Source organism: Clostridium sp. AM46-21, assembly GCF_003480025.1.
GTDB classification, from domain to species: Bacteria; Bacillota; Clostridia; order Lachnospirales; family Lachnospiraceae; genus Coprococcus; species Coprococcus ammoniilyticus.
On the sequence record NZ_QUIB01000007.1, the window covers coordinates 78,681 to 96,648 of the forward strand.

General features: G+C 41.6%; 18 protein-coding genes. 1 reads left to right on the forward strand and 17 read right to left on the reverse strand.

Going from position 1 to position 17,968, the window contains the following annotated elements:
- Nucleotides 1-91: 91 nt before the first annotated feature.
- The 4 genes from DW959_RS06410 to DW959_RS06425 form a co-directional block, all read right to left on the reverse strand.
- Nucleotides 92-886 (reverse strand): hypothetical protein, encoded by a 795-nt coding sequence (locus DW959_RS06410; RefSeq protein WP_117784513.1) that lies wholly within the window; start codon nucleotides 884-886, stop codon nucleotides 92-94.
- 130 nt (nucleotides 887-1,016) lie between these two features.
- The gene (locus DW959_RS06415) at nucleotides 1,017-2,369 is read right to left on the reverse strand and encodes a hypothetical protein (RefSeq protein WP_118615705.1); all 1,353 of its coding nucleotides are present in this window, start codon (nucleotides 2,367-2,369) and stop codon (nucleotides 1,017-1,019) included.
- Nucleotides 2,369-2,719: a hypothetical protein gene (locus DW959_RS06420; protein ID WP_147353069.1), complete on the reverse strand. Its 351-nt coding sequence runs from the start codon at nucleotides 2,717-2,719 to the stop codon at nucleotides 2,369-2,371. Before DW959_RS06420 ends, DW959_RS06415 begins: the two co-directional genes overlap by 1 nt.
- 24 nt (nucleotides 2,720-2,743) lie before the next feature.
- Nucleotides 2,744-4,324, reverse strand: coding sequence for a spore germination protein (locus DW959_RS06425; protein WP_118615709.1), 1,581 nt, complete (start codon nucleotides 4,322-4,324; stop codon nucleotides 2,744-2,746).
- A gap of 500 nt (nucleotides 4,325-4,824) precedes the next feature.
- On the opposite strand from DW959_RS06425, the gene DW959_RS06430 reads away from it, so the two are divergent.
- Nucleotides 4,825-5,886 (forward strand): Gfo/Idh/MocA family oxidoreductase, encoded by a 1,062-nt coding sequence (locus DW959_RS06430; RefSeq protein ID WP_118615711.1) that lies wholly within the window; start codon nucleotides 4,825-4,827, stop codon nucleotides 5,884-5,886.
- 110 nt (nucleotides 5,887-5,996) lie between these two features.
- On the opposite strand, the gene DW959_RS06435 is transcribed toward DW959_RS06430, so the two are convergent.
- The 13 genes from DW959_RS06435 to DW959_RS06500 form a co-directional block, all read right to left on the reverse strand.
- Nucleotides 5,997-8,183 (reverse strand): hypothetical protein, encoded by a 2,187-nt coding sequence (locus tag DW959_RS06435; protein ID WP_147353070.1) that lies wholly within the window; start codon nucleotides 8,181-8,183, stop codon nucleotides 5,997-5,999.
- Between the two features lie 62 nt (nucleotides 8,184-8,245).
- On the reverse strand, nucleotides 8,246-8,968 hold the full coding sequence (locus tag DW959_RS06440) for an ATP-binding cassette domain-containing protein (protein WP_021944196.1): 723 nt from the start codon (nucleotides 8,966-8,968) through the stop codon (nucleotides 8,246-8,248).
- Nucleotides 8,969-8,984: 16 nt separating this feature from the next.
- On the reverse strand, nucleotides 8,985-10,232 hold the full coding sequence (locus DW959_RS06445; protein WP_117784518.1) for a hypothetical protein: 1,248 nt from the start codon (nucleotides 10,230-10,232) through the stop codon (nucleotides 8,985-8,987).
- A gap of 98 nt (nucleotides 10,233-10,330) precedes the next feature.
- Nucleotides 10,331-10,723 carry a hypothetical protein gene (locus tag DW959_RS06450; RefSeq protein ID WP_117822403.1) on the reverse strand — a complete coding sequence of 131 codons (393 nt, stop codon included), beginning with the start codon at nucleotides 10,721-10,723 and terminating at the stop codon, nucleotides 10,331-10,333.
- 293 nt (nucleotides 10,724-11,016) lie between these two features.
- Nucleotides 11,017-11,571, reverse strand: a complete 555-nt coding sequence (locus tag DW959_RS06455; RefSeq protein WP_117822404.1) for a hypothetical protein — start codon at nucleotides 11,569-11,571, stop codon at nucleotides 11,017-11,019.
- A 4-nt stretch (nucleotides 11,572-11,575) separates the two neighbouring features.
- Nucleotides 11,576-12,040 (reverse strand): hypothetical protein, encoded by a 465-nt coding sequence (locus DW959_RS06460; RefSeq protein ID WP_117822405.1) that lies wholly within the window; start codon nucleotides 12,038-12,040, stop codon nucleotides 11,576-11,578.
- Nucleotides 12,041-12,061: 21 nt separating this feature from the next.
- The gene (locus tag DW959_RS06465) at nucleotides 12,062-12,538 is read right to left on the reverse strand and encodes a hypothetical protein (protein WP_117822406.1); all 477 of its coding nucleotides are present in this window, start codon (nucleotides 12,536-12,538) and stop codon (nucleotides 12,062-12,064) included.
- On the reverse strand, nucleotides 12,513-12,860 hold the full coding sequence (locus DW959_RS06470) for a PadR family transcriptional regulator (protein WP_118615715.1): 348 nt from the start codon (nucleotides 12,858-12,860) through the stop codon (nucleotides 12,513-12,515). The genes DW959_RS06465 and DW959_RS06470 overlap by 26 nt, the downstream gene beginning before the upstream one ends.
- 211 nt (nucleotides 12,861-13,071) lie before the next feature.
- Entirely contained in the window at nucleotides 13,072-13,689 is a 618-nt protein-coding gene (locus DW959_RS06475) for a GntR family transcriptional regulator (protein WP_347475337.1), read from the reverse strand.
- Nucleotides 13,690-13,807: 118 nt separating this feature from the next.
- Nucleotides 13,808-14,671, reverse strand: a complete 864-nt coding sequence (gene ispE, locus DW959_RS06480) for a 4-(cytidine 5'-diphospho)-2-C-methyl-D-erythritol kinase (protein WP_021944190.1) — start codon at nucleotides 14,669-14,671, stop codon at nucleotides 13,808-13,810.
- A gap of 5 nt (nucleotides 14,672-14,676) precedes the next feature.
- Complete coding sequence (locus DW959_RS06485) at nucleotides 14,677-15,240, reverse strand: flavin reductase family protein (protein ID WP_117808016.1); 564 nt, start codon at nucleotides 15,238-15,240, stop codon at nucleotides 14,677-14,679.
- A gap of 57 nt (nucleotides 15,241-15,297) precedes the next feature.
- Complete coding sequence (locus tag DW959_RS06490) at nucleotides 15,298-15,588, reverse strand: GIY-YIG nuclease family protein (RefSeq protein WP_118483016.1); 291 nt, start codon at nucleotides 15,586-15,588, stop codon at nucleotides 15,298-15,300.
- Between the two features lie 522 nt (nucleotides 15,589-16,110).
- Nucleotides 16,111-17,829 carry a sodium:alanine symporter family protein gene (locus DW959_RS06500; protein WP_118615717.1) on the reverse strand — a complete coding sequence of 573 codons (1,719 nt, stop codon included), beginning with the start codon at nucleotides 17,827-17,829 and terminating at the stop codon, nucleotides 16,111-16,113.
- Nucleotides 17,830-17,968 lie beyond the last annotated feature (139 nt).

Below are 17,968 nucleotides of genomic sequence, written 5' to 3' on the forward strand. Positions count from 1 at the left end.
TGAAATATATAATCAAAATATCTCATATCATACCACAACCACCTATATAATTCAAGGATTCCGGGGATTTAGGGGTAGATGGAAAAGTCAGTCATAATCTTTTCAACGTCACACACAAAGTTTCATAATACCCGGCCGGATAAGCAACGCCATTCAAGGTTGCTGCCGGAAGGTTCAGATACTCAAAAGCTGACCATGCAGTAACCGGGATGCCGTATTCTTCTGCGCTTTCCTCTGCACAGGCATCGATATATTCTTTGCTCAGTATCAGATTCTTTCGCACAATGCTTTTCTCCTGATCGTTATAGTCTGCGCCAAGCTTCTCGGCTATACCGTAAAGTACCGCCTGCTCAACATATGAAGTAAATTCATCCAATTGCTTATCCGATAAATTCTCATTTCCCTCATATCTTATTCGAATACGGATAACATCTGATGTCTTATTCTGAGCATTCATCTGACTCTCCGCACTTGCATTTCCTGCTATATCATCATACATTGCTTCCAGTTCCTGTAACTGCTTCTGTGTTTCATACGCATTTAATGTTGTGCCATCCAGAATCCGAAATGCAGTCTGGATATCATTTGACCGTTCTGTATCCTGACCATCCGAGGGCTCAAGACCATTTACCACCTGCTGGCTCGATCCATCATTCTTACCGTCTGCCTGTGAAGTTTTGTCACTGGTTATTCCAGCATAATTTTCCTCTGTACTGTCACAGGCTATATCTTCATTTTCTTCCGCATATTCGATCAGGTTCATCACCTGCTCTACGCTGTTTTTCGCGCTATATAATCTTTTCAGTGCTCCCATTTCCACATATAATGTTCCACAAAATAAACCGATCAGGATTCCGGCAACTGCCGCCCTTACTGCTCTACCCATTTCCATAACCTCCATTTTTCTTTATCTACATTAACGAAATAGTCTATATCTGATATATTTAAATTTCTTTATTATTGAAACAAATTCTGTTTCACACTCTTTATCAATAACTAATACTTTAAACGAATGTCTACTCCCCCAGTGTCGCCAGACACTCTCCTTTGTAATGCGTTGCGATATATTTCCGGATGCTGCCGGACGCTTCACCCTGATAAAGCGAATCGGTGCAGATCACTTCTACATAATTCGTTACAAATTCTTTTATCAGCTCCGGATACATCTGTCGCAGGGTTTCTTCGGAATCCACCACGATATATTCAACATGGCTCAGATCAAGGCTCCGGTCATGCGCCTGATCATATTCAGCCCGTGCCTGCTGCAGGCTCTCCGCAACAACCGGATACTCCCGCTCCTCCGATTCGGCTGCTGACTCCGCTCCCTCCAGACTGTCTGTAACAAATGTGTACTCGTAGCCTCCTTCTGTCTCAGAGATCATAACCACACGGAGATAGTCTACCGCTTCAATGGATCTGTCCATGCATCCGGACAACATACAGGCAATCAGAACTCCACCGATCACTTCTGCAGCCATCTTTGCAAGCTTCCCCGGATTCGTCCGTTTCCGTCCTGCAAATGCCGGTACAAGAACAGACAAAGGAATATCCACAGCAGCAATGTAGATCATGAATGCCCGGCCGGCATCCCGTTCTCCAAGGAACCTGCCCATCCACAAAAACAACAGAAACAAAACAACCACGCAGCCGCTTCTTATCCACAGGCTTCTTTTTTCTTCCATCACTTTTTTATCCATTGCATTATCAGAATCACGTCCATGAAACTCTGTACTCTTATCATTCCCGGCTGCTCTCATCCCGCCGCTCTTTTTCCATACACAGATGATCTTCCAGATCTCATCCACAAACTGACAAATGAATACAATGTGGATAGCCAGAAGCAAGAGTCCGAAGATTATAAGCAGATAACAGGCGAGTAAACCGAGCCTCGCATTTGCACCTCCGGGGAACATCATCGCACCCACAACATTTAGTATTCCCTTTGAAGTCATTGTTTTGCTCTGCAAGCCAAGTAGTGATATCACAAAACAGGAAGCAACAAGGGCTAACACAACCGGAACAGATACCGTCCACACCAGTATCCCTCGTCTTCGTTTCTCTACTCTCAGATAAAGATACATGACAAATTCCAGCATACATAACCCTACCATCATCAGATATCCTTTTATCAAAATCTGACATATCGTGTTACATACAGATGCCTGCATCTGAAATTCTGCATATTCTTTTAGTCGGGAAAAATCAGCATTCCAGAATCCACAAATGACAAACAGCACCAATGCGATCCCGATTCCGATCACACTTGCTTCCGCAAATCCGATATAACCACGCAGTCCCTTTCCTGCCATATAGAAAAGTGTCAGTAATACCGGAACAACCAGAACCATTCCTGCATAATCCGGCAGCATCAGGATCCGGCTCCCCTGTACAAAGAAATAAAGCAAAAAAAGAACCCGATTGCATATCTGATCACATAAATAGATGCAATAGCCACTTTTTTCTTATTATTCCATACTTTTGCACCCGTTATCTCTGCCTTTTCTTTAGCGGGATCTGACAATTTCACTACACCAGAAAGCGCAAGATGTAGTAGCACCACATAAACCAGAGCAAGTATTAGCATCAAAAAAAGTGATAAAACACCGTTGTTTTTGGAAAAATCCGTCATAATCTGTACCATGTTCCAGAAAGTAATCGGGAAAATCAGGCAAGTTCCCGTTATAAAAAGCTGTCGGAACGTCACATTTCTATAATCCATATATTGATTCACACCCATTCATCATTACTTTTTGCGAAGCCTCCTGCGTTCTCTATGGTTCGCCCATGCCGGTCGAAAGATAATTTTTTTGATTGGCTTACGAATGACAAAATCTTCCATTCCATCCTCTGCATAGCCACAGGTTACGACCGGTGCCATGTACGGAACACCAAAGCTGTTCAGACCGGCAAGATGATAGATCAATAAAAGCATCACCAGAAGGAAGCCATACAGTCCAAAAAAAGCAGCCGCCAGTATAGTTAGAAATTTTAAAAGACGGAACACCGACGCAAAAGCTTCATTTGGAATTGCAAAAGAAGCAATCGCTGTCAGCGCAACTACGATCACCACGATGGTACTGACAATCCCTGCTTCCACCGCAGCCTGTCCAACGATCAAACCACCAACAACACCGATCGTATTTCCCAGCTGACTCGGCAGACGGATTCCTGCCTCCCGCAGCAATTCAAACAACAACTCCATGATCAAAACCTCTAACACGATCGGAAAAGACAACTGATTTCTTGCAACTGCGATCGCATAGAGAAGTTTATCCGGTATCACCTCCCGGTGATAACAGGTAACAGCTATATAGAAGCCCGGCAACCCCACCGCGATAAATGCCGCTATATAACGAATGATTCTGGCAAAAGTTGCAACCGGCCAACGGTTATAATAATCATCGGCAGTCTGGAATAATGTATTGATCGTCGCCGGCGCAATCAGAACCTCCGGCGAATTGTCAAATACAATTACAACCCTGCCATCTGCCAGTGCCGCCGCCGCTTTATCCGGTCTGGTGGTTGACTGGAACACCGGAAACGGCCGGTACCATTTCTTCTCCATCAGATGTTCCGCCATGCCACTGTCAAATATGGCATCTATCTCATATTCATTCATCCGTTCTTTCACCTGTTCAACCAGCCTCTTCTCTGCAATATCCTCAATATACATGATTCCATACTCGGTTCTGGAACGAACACCGATCGTATTCTGGATCAATTTTAATCTTGTATCTTTAATCCTCCGCCGAATAAGGGCTGTCGATGTACGGATACTTTCATTAAAACTATCCCGCGGACCACGCATTCCACCCTCGGTAGAGCTTTCTTCCACCCCTCGTACCGGCAGCTTCTTGGAAGACACAACAAACGCCTGATCTGCATCCGATACAAATACCGCTGTGTCTCCTTTTAATATCGAAAACATCACATTTTTGAAGTCATTTTCTGCCTTTATATCCGCCGATTGTGTCTCAAATGAATCCATTGCCTCCCACAGGGAACCGCCATGCTCATGCCGCCACTCCCAGGTCACAGGCTTAATGATCGTATCCTCGATCAGACCATTGTCACATAACCCATCAATGTACACTACATAGATAGCTCCTACCGAAGCGGATGTCTCATCTGCTGATCCGACAGAATCCTCCGCATACACATCCAAACCGGTACGTCTGACTGTAAATCGACGTTCCACGATGTCTCCCCAATCGGCAAACAGCGCCTTTACCCGGCTGATATTTGCATCTATATCTCTGTCAATCCGGCTGTCTGCACTATAAATTCCGCCTTCTGCATCTCTGTCTTTTTCCAAACGTTCCACCTCCCGCCGCTCCTATGTACATTTATATTTTTTATGACTCTGACCGACTTTCCCCAACCTTATTCCTCCATGATCTAACTATTGCTTGTTTTATTTTCTTACTATTTCCAGTATTGCCAGTAACCCTCTGAACTATACATAAAATGTTACATTGAATCATGATATAATGAACGCAAAATTATTTGCTTGCAAGGATGCTGATTTTGCGGAATGCATAGAATGTGCGAAGCACATGATATAATGATGAAAAATCGCTTGCTTGCAAGGGTCGATTTTTCGAATGCATTGAACGAGTACGATATAATGATCATTACGATGGGATGCGCTTGCACAAATCCCCAAAAGCTTCTATAGTAATTACATAAAATCATAGAATTGCTCACATATGATGAACCCGGCAATATTCAAATAGCTTCCGTTTCATCAGCGCCATATAGAATCTTAACCGGAAATATAGAAATACCATGGCTTCACAAACCACCCAGAAAGGAAACAAAAAAATGATAAAATCAGATAATATATCCGACAACAAAAAACATACAACAGATCCAATTTATAAATCAGACAACAGAAATGCTACGGCAACCCCACACGCCAGATTAGAAAACAGGAAACTACGCCTTGCCATCCTCGGTGCAGGCGGTATCGCCCGCAAAATGGCGGAAACCGTCAACCAGATGGAAGATGTGGAACTCTATGCTGTAGCAAGCAGAACGGAAGAAAAAGCCAGACAGTTTGCAGATACTTATCATGCATCCAAATGGTATGGCTCTTATGAAGAAATGGTTGCCGATGACGGGATCGATCTTGTCTACGTTGCAACTCCACACTCCCACCATAAAGAGCATACGATGCTGTGTCTGAATTATAACCGGGCTGTTCTGTGTGAGAAAGCATTTGCCGTAAATACAAAAGAAGCCGAAGATATGATCCGGCTTGCAAAAGAGAAAAATATATTACTGGCGGAAGCGATGTGGGTTCGCTATATGCCAATGTCATTTACTTTAAAAGAAATTATAGATTCCGACGTTATCGGAAAAATAACAGGGCTGACCGCAAATCTTGGTTATTCCCTGATGCAGGTAGAACGTCTGATTCGCCCGGAGCTTGCCGGAGGTGCTCTCTTAGATCTTGCACCATATACCTTAAACTTTGCGACCTGGGTGCTTGGCGACAACGTATCAACAATCCACACAACGATGACTCCACACGAAACAGGCGTAGACAAAACAGAATTTATCAACCTGACATACCCGGACGGTGCGATCGCTGGTCTGTTCACAACTATGGAATCAGCCACCGACCGCCGCGGCGTGATCTACGGAACAAAAGGTTACATCGAGGTTGACAATATCAATAATTACGAGGCATTCCGTATATATGAAAATGACCGCCGACTGGTTCAGACGATCAACTGTCCTGCCCAGATCAGCGGCTACGAATATGAAGTGCTCGCCTGTAAGCGAGCACTTGAAAAAGGTCTGACTGAATGTCCGGAAATGCCACATGAACATACTTTATATATCATGCGGCTATTTGACGAGATACGAAAGAGCTGGTAGCAGCAGATAAAAATCCCACTATAACAGATGATATGCACCTCTTTCACTGATTGTCCAATAAAAAGGGGACATCTATCATCTATCACAGTGGGATCTCTTTAAATATTCATTTATCTAAGCAGCATATTGCCTGATAATAGCTGAACCAACGGATAATACTTTGCTGCAGTAAATCCTGACAGGTACAGCAGCAATGGCAAAAGCGCAACGGCTGCCGCACAGAATATCGCACCATTTGTGCTCCTGATCAGCTTTCCAACTAGAATATAGAGTACAGTCAGTACCAGAATCGTGATCAACCGAATTCCAGATACCAGCAGGAAATATCCGGTAATACTGGTTGATATGCCAACCTGTTCCAGACACGGAAGAGACTGTGCCAGATATTTTCCTCCTGCCAGCCCAATTTCTCTTTTCACCCACATAAGTTCAGGCAGATAAACGATCATGTATACAACAAGAATAATAAGCAGCATCCGAAATGCCTTGATCACATGAAGTTTCCTGTAATTCTCTGTAATATCAATAATGCCATTGATCTTATATCTGTAATCCTCCAGATACAGAAATGCAGTTGTAAGCATCAGTACAACGATTACCTTCGCTGCATTCATCACGTCATCCTTATAGTCTTTGCTTCCGGCAAGGATATTCCAGCCTCTGGCATAGACAAATCCTATCCGTTCCAGTACAGCAGGATCGGCTTCCGAAACCTGTGACGTGATTCCACATTGCTGCTTAATATAATCCACATATTCCAGACAGCGAAAGAAACTCTCCTCATTTGCAAGCTGCTTATTCATCTCATCCCATTTATCATTATACTCTTTTTCAGTTATCTTCCCTGCAGCGTAGTCCCGGTCAACCCGATCTTCTTCTTCGTGAAGTTTTTCGTACCGTTCTTCCTCTGAGGCTATATAATCCAGCTTTCCCTGTGTAACCACACCTTCAATCTGACTGATATAATATTGGTATGCATATTCATTTGCACTCCACCGTACAGATTTGTTTTGATAAATGTACACCTGAAATCCAACCAACAGAAAAATAACAAATATCATCTTATATCCCAACCATAACTTATAGCCTTCCAGTCTCCATACTGAGGAAAATATCCTGTGGGATTTCGTACCTTTTTTTCGTAATCGTATACGACTCTCCCGATAATCACTGCTTCCCTCCAGATAGATTACCGACGATATGATAAGAAATCCTGCCAACAACACTGCACAGATAATACAGTCCAGATAGATTGCAGGCTCTGCATGAGATATCAGATTATAATTCTCATATTGAAAAAATCTGGTTGTATCCAGCATTGAAAAAATAGAGAATCGATATAAAAATGTCAGATTCAGTTTCTCTCCCAATACGGAAAACAGCAATTCTACAAACATGGCAACCGCCGACCATACACACAACATAACTTCATTTGAAGAAACAACTGCAAATGTAAATAATGCTGCAAGGATCACTGCAAAGATCAGAATCTTTACCAAACAGACAAGAACAACAAATGTACTGATCCTGCAGGAAAAGCCATATCCAATATAATCCATCAGGCTCTGTACCGGTGCTGACAGATCTACAGCTCCAAACTTCCATTCGGCAATCAAAATATTACTTAAGAATACTCCCGCCACAAATAATGCCATATAGACAACTGCTGCCGCATACTTAGACAACAATAAACGACTGTCTCCATTCCACGTTGTCTTATACAGATTTGCCAGACCATTCTTCTTATCCCGCAGCACCAGTTCCAGCACCAGAACAACCAGCAGGAAAAATATCAGAACATAACTTCCGGTAAAATTCAATGCCTTACAGATTCCATATCCGCCAACAAAGGATGCTTCTGTTCCCACAAGTCTTTCAAAATCCCTCTTTGTCCGTTCCAGATTACTGATCGAGAACTTTGTCTGAAATATGGAAATCGACTGATTCATCTCTGCATCTTCTATAACCTTCTGCAGATATTCGTCATACGTTGTGCTTGCCATATATTCATCAAACAACTGTTTATATGTCTCTGATTCCGGATCTTCCATATACATATCCATAATGGAATCCGGATCTGTCCGAAGCCTTGCATACTGTGTACTATCCACCTCATCAGTAGCAAAGGCTACGATCAACAGGCCCACATTCATAACTAAAAACAACAAAAAACATAATATTAATTTCCGGTTATATAAAATAGCCCGTATTTCATTTATAAAAAATCGAAAAAATCCGCCTCTTCGTCCGGAATGACTGATGGTAGCAGCTTTTTCCATTTGTTTTGATCTACTCATATCGTCCTCCATTTCCACAGGCAGCCACTTTCTCTATCCGGAAATGACCAACCTGCAAAAAGCTACTCTCCAAATATACTTAAATATACATCTTCCAGATCCGGATTCTCTTTATCCGTGATTCTTCCGGTCAGGATCTCTGGTGCTGCCATCTCGATCAACACACCTTTTTTCAGCAGCATGATCTGACTTGCTATATCCTCAATATCCTGAACAACATGAGTAGCAATCAAAATAATCTTCCCTGCAGAATTATCATGAATCAGATTCCGTACATGGATCCTCTCCTTCGGATCCAGTCCTGCTGTTGGCTCATCAAAAATAATGATCTTTGAATCCCCAAGAAATGCCTGCGCGATCAGCAGTCTCTGCTTCATACCGCCGGAATATGTTCCGACCTTTCGATCCAGTACATCAAGAAGATTTACCTTTGATGCGTATTTCTCGATCTCATCATTCAGTACTTTTTTCTCTACTCCTTTCAACAATCCCATATATGCAAGGAACATCCGTCCGGTATAAAACGGATAGATCGCCTGCTGCTGTGGCATATAACCGATCAGCCGCTGATATTCCCGTTTCAGGGTATGAATATCTGTTCCATCCAGATAAATTTCTCCTGCTGTCGGTTTGATATTTCTTGTAATCAACTTCATCAAGGTACTTTTTCCTGCACCATTGGGCCCCAACAATCCATAAATTTCCTCTGAGAATGTCATGGAAAAATCATCAAGCGCCGTTGTATTCTTATATTCTTTCGAGATATGCTCCAGTTTTAATTCCATATCCTCATCCCCTTTATCACTCTTCCGGCCATTTCACCCAGTCAAATGCTTCCACAGTATTCTGATCTGCATTCTCCAGTTTTGTAAAATATGTATCCCGGAATTCTGTCCATCCTGTCACCGTCTGTTCACTCTGATCCGATGTGATTACATCTCCTGGCTTCATACCAGTATAATCATGTCCATCTATATATATCTTGTCACTTGATTCATCCAAGCCATAAATATCGGATATATAAGTTCCTTCTTCTGTAAAACAGGTATTTGCCAGATAAACAGTTCCTGTATCACATTGATAAAAAAACTTATTGTAATCTGTATTAATTGCATACAAGTATCGATCCATACAATAAATATCTCCATCTACAATCCGAAAAATTTCTTTCTGATTCTGCAAGTCTGCATCACACGAATATATCACAGTCCATTCTACACCATTATCCAATTCCTTCGTTTCTATATAAATGCCACTTGCAGTACTGATTATATTAAAGGATTTCCCATATTCTGTATTTAAATTATCTGCAACAATTTCATCTTTATGGGTTTCTATATTATATGTAAGCAGTATAGTGTGCCTGTTTCTCTGGCTATCTTTATAACCATATGTCAGATAAATTTTTTCTTTGTTTTTATTATTTAATATATGAAGTGTTGAATTGTCATGTTCTGCATCTCCTTCATAACTTAACAATACTCGTAACCGCCTCCATCTCAGATCATATGAATACAACGTGCAATCAAGCTGATATTGATTCAATTTAAATCCATCATGATATTTCCATGTAGTAAAATATAATATTCCATCTATCATTTCCATATCAAAAACAGCGCCTTCATCTGCCGAATACAGAATACTCACTTTGCTTCCATCCTTTTCTACTTCACGAATCTGTACAGCCCCTTTATATACGGCATCATCCTCATCATTAATTGTTACCTCAGAATCAAATTCACTTATATATAGTTTATCTTCATAATAAAGCATACTAGATCCCAGTCCAAATATATAAGCATTACAGTTTTCTGTATTATGCTTGCAATTAGCTTTATTGCAAACCACTACCGATTTTCCCGTCTTTGAATCCAAAAAATAAAGAACATTTCTTTTTATATAATACATACCATCATCCGCAAAAGCTCTTAATGAAGAATATTCCACTTCATCTGGATATTTTTTTATTTTTCGTATGACAACATATCCTAATCCCATAATCAAACCAACGCATAAAATAATACAAATAATGCGCATCGTTTTATTCATCTAATAACCCCGCTTTCATCCTAAACATCATAGGAAAATGCTCTGTTATAGCAAATTTCCTATGATGTCATCATTGTTAAATTATTCAGCAATATAAATTAATACTCTACTCGTCCTTTACCGTATGCTGCTGTATAATTTCTTCCATTCTTACTTACTGAGAATGTATTTCCCTGTACTAAATCATCAATACTATCGTCAACACTTGATGCCGTTGAACTTTCCCTAATCCACAATGTAACTTTGTCACATGGATTTGACGCTGTAAATGTATTTTTTATTGCCGACTTTGTCCTTGTTATACGCATATACCCCAATTCAGCGGAACTTCCCGATTTTCGAATATAATATGTATAAGTTGCACCTCCCCCATAATAATTTGTCTCTACAGCAGCAGCATGCACCGGAACCATTGCCGTTCCAAATACCATTACTGCCACCATAGCTGCAATCATTAATTTATTTTTCATTATCTTTACCATTTTGCTCATTTAAAAATCTCCTTTGTATGTTTTCCTATACCTTCAAACATGCATATTTACATTTCTACTTATGCAATGCTACCCTCCTTTGTTTTGTATTTACATACATATGAAAAAGCGGTATATTTATCTCATGTACTTTTTCATAAGTATATATAGCTGTGAGGCTCTGGTTCTCTTCGCAAAATTGTGCCAGAGTCTCCCTTTTTGTAAAGCACATGAGCTATCGTCAGCCAGTGCCCTTACATCTATATCCATTGACCATCTTTATATAATGATCAAGGTATATCGATTCCATTTTTCTATTTACTTATTGGATTTGTAATCTTTCTTACAGAAAGATTATGTGTACTATTTATTGTCTTAATTGTTGCTTTCACATTACAATACGGATTTGACGGTGGATTACTGCTTGTATACACAAAAGTTCTAGTATTTTTCCCTGTCTTACCGGAATGTGTTGCAGCATTATTATGCCAAGTTGATATTCCTTCTGCCTGCGTACTTAATACACTTGATTTCAATGTCACACTTGATGATATAGACATTACTACCTGATATTGTGGTTGTTTCTTAGAATTTTTGCCTAAATAATAATATGCAAAGCTGCATGTAATCTTATCGTTCGCTATTGATTGAGGCATTATTTTAATTTCTTCTTGGTTATCCGATTCATAAACTACTGTTCCATCATATTTTATATGTACAACTTCCTGTCCTATCAGCTCCATTGTATTTTCTGTTTCTTTTTCCACTACTATAGATTCCGTTGTTTTCGCATGGACGAACATTGGAAGTTCCAATATTAACATACATGCTAATGCCATACTTATTATCTTTCGCACTACTTTCTTCATTTTCTTACATCTCCTTTTTTCTTTTTTGTTTTATAAAATGCCAGATAACATTTCCTATACATACAATAACACACATTGACTCGAATACTATTTTTATTATTGCTGTCTTTATGTTAAGGTCATATTCCGTATATACTAGCATTCCAGGTCCCGGACTAACATATATATAATTGTATCCCCTATACAGTATCCTACATTCCGTAAACAACAGATATCCCACCACGATTCCGATCAATATCCAGATCACAGCAAGCGCCCATTCTTTCGTTCGCTTTCTCATTCCGAGATCTTCATATTCCTGAATAATGTCTGAGGCTTCTCCTAGTTCTGCGATTGCTTCCTCTATGGTTTCTCCTTCTGCCAGTTTATCATCTAATGATCGTCCCAGATCCTTTACCATCTGTATCCGTTCCTTTAATGGTGCATGCAGATGCATGAATATCTTCATAAGATATTTCTTCTTTTTCATTTCTTTTGTTCCCCTTTTTATTTATAGCTCATTATCTTTTTTCTTTGCTTTTCTTCGTCTTTTATAATGATAGATCACATTTCCCATGCAAATACAAAAACCTATGCTTTCCACAATCACTTTGCCCCACGTTCCCCCTGCCTTTGGTCTAAAATCAATCCACTCATATCCTGTCGGTGCTATATACTGATTGATCTCATGATATCCGGTATATAATGTATATCCGTCAATCACCAACAGAACACCAAGACAGATTCCAACCAGGATCCAGAGCATCATCCATACATACTCCTTTGTCTGCTGCCGCATACCGATATCGTTATACTCTTCTGTCAGTGCGGAAGCTTCACCAAGCTCCTCAAACACTTCATCGATCGTCATGCCCGAGTCCAATTTATCATCTATAGATCGTCTTATCTCTTTTACAAACTGCATCCGCTGTCCAAATGGTGCATGCAGTAAAATAAATATTTTAATCAGATATATGTTTTTTCTCAAAGCCTCGTACCATTCCTTCTATCTGCGCCCAGCAACTCCACTGTTCTTCCAATAGAAGCTTCCCTTCTTCTGTAATCTTATAGAATTTCTTTGGTTTTCCATTCTCGGATGCCATCACCCATTCACTAACGATCGCACCATCTTCTTCTAATCTGTGCAGGATCGGATACAGTGTTCCTTCTTTGATATCCATTCCGGCAACACATCGTGCATTAAAACGATTGACAATGTTATAACCATAATCCTTTTCATCTGCTATGATCTGCAGGATAAGCATGGGAAGTATGCCTTTTTTAAACTGATTTATACTTTGATTTACCATAATTTCTCTTCCTATTATTTTATACCTAGTAATACCAAGTATATGGCATACATATGTATTTGTCAATTTATTTTACACGCTTGATGTATTCAGAACACCTCTACTATAACAGATTGTTCCTGAAAAAACTGCAAAATGAACCGAGTGGTCAAAAACAGGGAGTGAACGGTAAATTTCTTACTGTCCACTCCCTGTTTTTGACCACTCAGTCTTATATAGTATCCTGTTTCTGTTTGATATTCTGAATCACGATCTGTTCCTGATCGTAAATATGCTGATGCATAACTGCTTTTGCTTTCTCTACATCTCCATGCAATATCGCCTCCGTGATCTCGTCATGCTCACGAAGCAGCTTGCCATGATATCCGGTATCCCGCACATATTCCACACGGTATCGGTACACCTGCTCTCCGAAGTTCTTGGTAAGACTCACAAGTCTTGGATTGTTGCTTAATTCACAGATTGTCTCATGAAAGGCAACATCTGTATCTACGATATCCGGCACACGACCGGAACGGACTGCCTCACGGAAATTCTCACAGGCTTCTCTTAATCTGAGTCTGCCGTCTTCATCAATCCGCTTGCAGGCAAGTTCGACTGCCAGTTCTTCCAGACTCAGACGGATCTCCAATGCATCCCGGAGATCCTTCTCCGTGATACGGGCAACCTCTGCACCTTTCCTTGGAACCATCACGACTAAGCCCTCTAATTCCAGCATCCGGATTGCTTCACGCACCGGAGTCCGGCTGACACCCAGACGTTTTGCGAGTGCCACTTCTAATAACCGTTCGCCCGGTTCAAATTCTCCATGTACGATGGCATCCCGCAACGCTTCAAATACAACCTCCCGAAGCGAAGATACTCATCCATATTTAACTTCAACTCCATAAGTTACCCCATTTCTCTCTATTTCTTCTGCAGAACAACTCCCTCTGTCCTGCCTGATCTTACACATTATATGGCTGTGTGACAAATACCTGCTTTGCCAGCTTCCGGCTGCGGATCGCATCTGCCGCTTTCTCCGCTTTTTCCTTCTCTGTAAATATACCAAATACAGTCGGACCGCTTCCACTCATAAGTGAATTCATTGCACCACATTCTTTCATGCAAGCTTTGATCTCTGCAATAACCGGATACCGTACCTCAGTTACTGTCTCTAGCACATTCTCCATACGTTCCGTGATGCCCTGTAAACTCTGTTCTTCCAGTGCCATCACCATGCCGTCTATATCCGGATGTTTTTCTAATTCATTTGCATGCAGGTTCTCATATACCATCTTCGTCGATACCGCGATCGGCGGTTTTGCAAGTAGGATATAGCAGTCCGGCATCGGTGCAAGTGCCGTCAGCTTCTCGCCGATTCCTTCTGATAATGCAGTTCCTTTCATGATACAGTATGGAACATCCGCACCAAGCTTCACTCCATATTCCATCAGCTTATGTTTCGGAATCTGAAGATCAAAGATCTTATTCATTCCGATCAGCGCTGCTGCCGCATCAGCACTTCCACCAGCCATTCCGGCTGCAACCGGAAGCTCTTTCTGAAGAAATACTCGGATTCCACGCGTGATCTGATATTCCTGTTTCAACATCCGACATGCTTTATATACCAGATTATCTTCATTTACCGGAAGCTCGTCCGCATTTGTGCTGAGAACGATCACATCCTCATCCACTGTCTCAAATGTCAATGTGTCATGTAACTTTACTGTCTGCATGATCATCTTTACTTCATGATAACCGTCCGGTCTTCTTCTGAGCACGTCCAGCCCCAGATTTACTTTACCATATGCCTGTAATTCTATCTTCATGTTTCTTATTTCTTCCTCACTGAATATCCGAATTTTCCCAGTTTCTTTCCAAGTTTAAAATATTCTCCATGGGAATAAGCCACCAGTCCAAGCTGGTTAAGCTCAAATTTGCCATTTTCATTCATGTATACTTCATCCACCTGTACGCCGGTCACCTCTGCCAGGAACATATGATGACTTCCAAGTGGGATCACTTCTTTTACCTTACATTCGATATTGACCGGGCTCTCCGCGATACCCGGTGTGGCAACTGTAAGTCCCGGACAGGTATGAAGTCCTGTTGCTTTGAATTTGTCTATATCCCGTCCACTCTTTACGCCACAATAATCGGTCGCAAATGTCAGCTTCTCAGTCACCAGATTGATCACAAATTCTCCACTGGCTTTTATAATATCATAAGAATAGCGTTCCGGTCTAACAGATATTGAAACCATCGCCGGAGAACTGCAAATCGTTCCTGCCCATGCGATCGTGATGATATTCGGTTGTCCACCTTCCCGCTTACATGTTACCATAACTGCCGGTACCGGGTACAACATATTTCCCGGCTTCCATAATTGTCTTCCCATCTATAACCTCCTGGTGTTCGACTTTTATTTTCTCAATTCTTATATTTTATACTATTTTCATGGCTTCTGTATACTATCTGATTGAAAATTTCTGATTAATTCTTCTTTCCGGCTCCGGCTCATCTGCTTGATGTGCCACTCTCTGCTCATCGCTTCCTCCGGCGTCTCTGATTCCTCATAATAAACAAGGACAACAGGACGCCGGCTTCTGGTATACTTGGCGCCCCCTCGTCCTTCATTATGTGCTTTCATCCGCTTTTCCAGATTATTCGTCCATCCGGTGTAATACGTTCCGTCCTTACACCGGACTATGTAAGTATAGTTGTGTTTTTCTTCTGTCATACTCATTGTGTTCTTACCCACATGTTTTCTTTTTTATCCAAAGCCGATATCGACTTTCTATGTATCCGGGTATGCCGCCGGAGTTTCTCCGGCAGCTTTCCCCTGAACTCATTTTTGAATCCATTATAATAAAGCAGACAGATCCCTGTACTTCATCAGTAAGTCTCGCATCTTCATGCGCTCTCATATCCGGCTGTGCTTCACATTCCGGCATCTTTCTCTCATTATTCCGTCTGCGCGTTTACTATAATTATACTCATAAACTGTCATTTTGCTACTATAAATATGAAAAACTACTATTATATTCTACATAAAAATAGTCAGCCTGTCCGTACGCAAATGTTTAAGACAAAAATGGAAAATAACATTACTGTTATGTAGCAAGCCTGTTTCAACGCCGGTTCTTAGTGAGTCGCCACAGGCGAGGAGCTTAGCACCGCTGCGTTGAAATAGAGTGCAAACGACTTGCGGAATAATATGTAATGTATTTTCCATTTTGATTCAAAAACTTACCAGCAGGTCGACTATTTACGCACGCTTCTTTGCTGCTTTTTCTTCTGCGAGTACTTTCTGGAATTCCCGCATATCCGTTGCGATCTCTTTGCTTAACAGAAGCAGGCAGATCAGGTTTGGAATAGCCATCAGTGCATTTGCAATATCCGAGAAGTTCCATGCCAGATCCAGCGAAGTCGTCGCACCGATGTATACGACAAGGGAGAATACAATACGATAAATCATGTTGTATTTGTGGGAATGGAACAGGTACTCAAAGGCTTTCTCACCATGATACTCCCAACCAAGGATGGTCGAGAATGCAAATAATGCAATACCGATCGTTACCAGCCATGCGCCAGCTTTACCAAGAACCGTTTCAAATGCTTTGATCGTCAGTGCTGATCCTGTATAGGCTTCTTCATAATAATATGTACCATCTTCATCAAAAATATAAGCATTGCAGCCAGAGGTCCATGCACCTGTGATCACGCCATTCTCATAAACTGCTTCCAGACTATCCGGCTGATGCTGAAGCTTTGCAAATGCTTCACTATCGGAAGCGTCTGCATATGGTGTCAGAACGATGTCCTCTGCTCCCCCGGACAAAGTCAATGTTCCATCTTTATATGTAACAGTATATTCTGTCGTCACCATCTTGCCTTTTTCTTCATGTGTCAGAGCCAGTGTATCTTCGGCTTCAGAGGTGATTGCATATGAGCCTTCTGTCATTGTCGAAGTCTTACCGATCACACCGGAGCTTGCGATTACCAGACCGGTGATCGTACATACAACGATCGTATCCCAGAAGGTTCCCGTCATATTGATATATCCCTGACGAACCGGATTATCTGTTGTAGCTGCTGCTGCGGTGATCGCTGCCGATCCCATACCTGCTTCATTTGAAAAACAGCCACGGGCAACACCGAACCGCATTGCATTTGTCATGGATGCAACTACGGTACCAAGCACACCGCCGGATACGGATTTCATGGAAAATGCCATTGTGAAGATCTCGCGCAGACCTTCCGGCACATTCGATATATTTCCGATAATTACTATAAGTCCTGCAAGTACATAGAAGATTGCCATAAACGGAACAACGATCGCGGAAATCTTTGATATGGATTTGATACCACCGATAATGATCATTAAGGCAAGGATCGTAAGGATCACACCGATGATAATCGGATTGATGTGAAAGGTCTCATTCATGGAGGATGCGATCGAGTTCGCCTGTGTCATATTTCCGATACCAAAGGATGCAACAACCGCAAAGAATGCAAACAGCCAACCGAGCACACTTCCGAATCTTTTGTGTTTCAATGCTTTCTTCATCGTATACATCGGGCCGCCGGAGATCTCTCCTTTGGCATTTACCTCACGGTATTTGATCGCCAGCATACATTCTGAGAATTTCGATGTAATTCCGAACAACGCCGAGATCCACATCCAGACCAGGGCACCCGGACCACCGGATACCATTGCCGTCGCCACACCTACGATATTTCCGGTTCCGATTGTTGCGGCAAGTGCTGTCGTCAGTGCCGAGAATGGGGATACATCACCGGTTCCTCTGTTCTTTGTTCTTGCTTCTTTACTAAGTGTGCTCTTGATCGCATATCCGAGATTCCTCCACGGCAGGAACCGCGTCCGTATCGTCAGAAAGATACCGGTTCCTACGAGAAGCACCAGCATCACCGGTCCCCACACAAACGAATCAACTGCACTTACAATCTGATTGAGTTTTTCCATACCCATCGCCTCCATATTCATTCCTATTTCTTGTTGTGTAATTGGCAACTTCATTAACGAGAAAAAGGTGCAGGGAAGTTGCTATCTCTAGTACTTCCTTGCACCTTTTAATATGTTATCTATAATACAGACGCTTTCC

Bases quoted from the DNA above. Each gene is read 5' to 3' on its own strand.
- DW959_RS06440 (WP_021944196.1), bottom strand. From the start codon at position 8,968: ATGGAATTAAAACTGGAGCATATCTCGAAAGAATATAAGAATACAACG.
- DW959_RS06485 (WP_117808016.1), bottom strand. From the start codon at position 15,240: ATGGGAAGACAATTATGGAAGCCGGGAAATATGTTGTACCCGGTACCG.
- DW959_RS06430 (WP_118615711.1), top strand. From the start codon at position 4,825: ATGATAAAATCAGATAATATATCCGACAACAAAAAACATACAACAGAT.
- DW959_RS06455 (WP_117822404.1), bottom strand. From the start codon at position 11,571: ATGAAGAAAGTAGTGCGAAAGATAATAAGTATGGCATTAGCATGTATG.
- DW959_RS06445 (WP_117784518.1), bottom strand. From the start codon at position 10,232: ATGAATAAAACGATGCGCATTATTTGTATTATTTTATGCGTTGGTTTG.
- DW959_RS06470 (WP_118615715.1), bottom strand. From the start codon at position 12,860: ATGGTAAATCAAAGTATAAATCAGTTTAAAAAAGGCATACTTCCCATG.
- DW959_RS06490 (WP_118483016.1), bottom strand. From the start codon at position 15,588: ATGAGTATGACAGAAGAAAAACACAACTATACTTACATAGTCCGGTGT.
- DW959_RS06410 (WP_117784513.1), bottom strand. From the start codon at position 886: ATGGGTAGAGCAGTAAGGGCGGCAGTTGCCGGAATCCTGATCGGTTTA.
- DW959_RS06450 (WP_117822403.1), bottom strand. From the start codon at position 10,723: ATGAGCAAAATGGTAAAGATAATGAAAAATAAATTAATGATTGCAGCT.
- DW959_RS06460 (WP_117822405.1), bottom strand. From the start codon at position 12,040: ATGAAAAAGAAGAAATATCTTATGAAGATATTCATGCATCTGCATGCA.
- DW959_RS06420 (WP_147353069.1), bottom strand. From the start codon at position 2,719: ATGGATTATAGAAATGTGACGTTCCGACAGCTTTTTATAACGGGAACT.
- DW959_RS06415 (WP_118615705.1), bottom strand. From the start codon at position 2,369: ATGCTGCCGGATTATGCAGGAATGGTTCTGGTTGTTCCGGTATTACTG.
- ispE (WP_021944190.1), bottom strand. From the start codon at position 14,671: ATGAAGATAGAATTACAGGCATATGGTAAAGTAAATCTGGGGCTGGAC.
- DW959_RS06500 (WP_118615717.1), bottom strand. From the start codon at position 17,829: ATGGAAAAACTCAATCAGATTGTAAGTGCAGTTGATTCGTTTGTGTGG.
- DW959_RS06435 (WP_147353070.1), bottom strand. From the start codon at position 8,183: ATGAGTAGATCAAAACAAATGGAAAAAGCTGCTACCATCAGTCATTCC.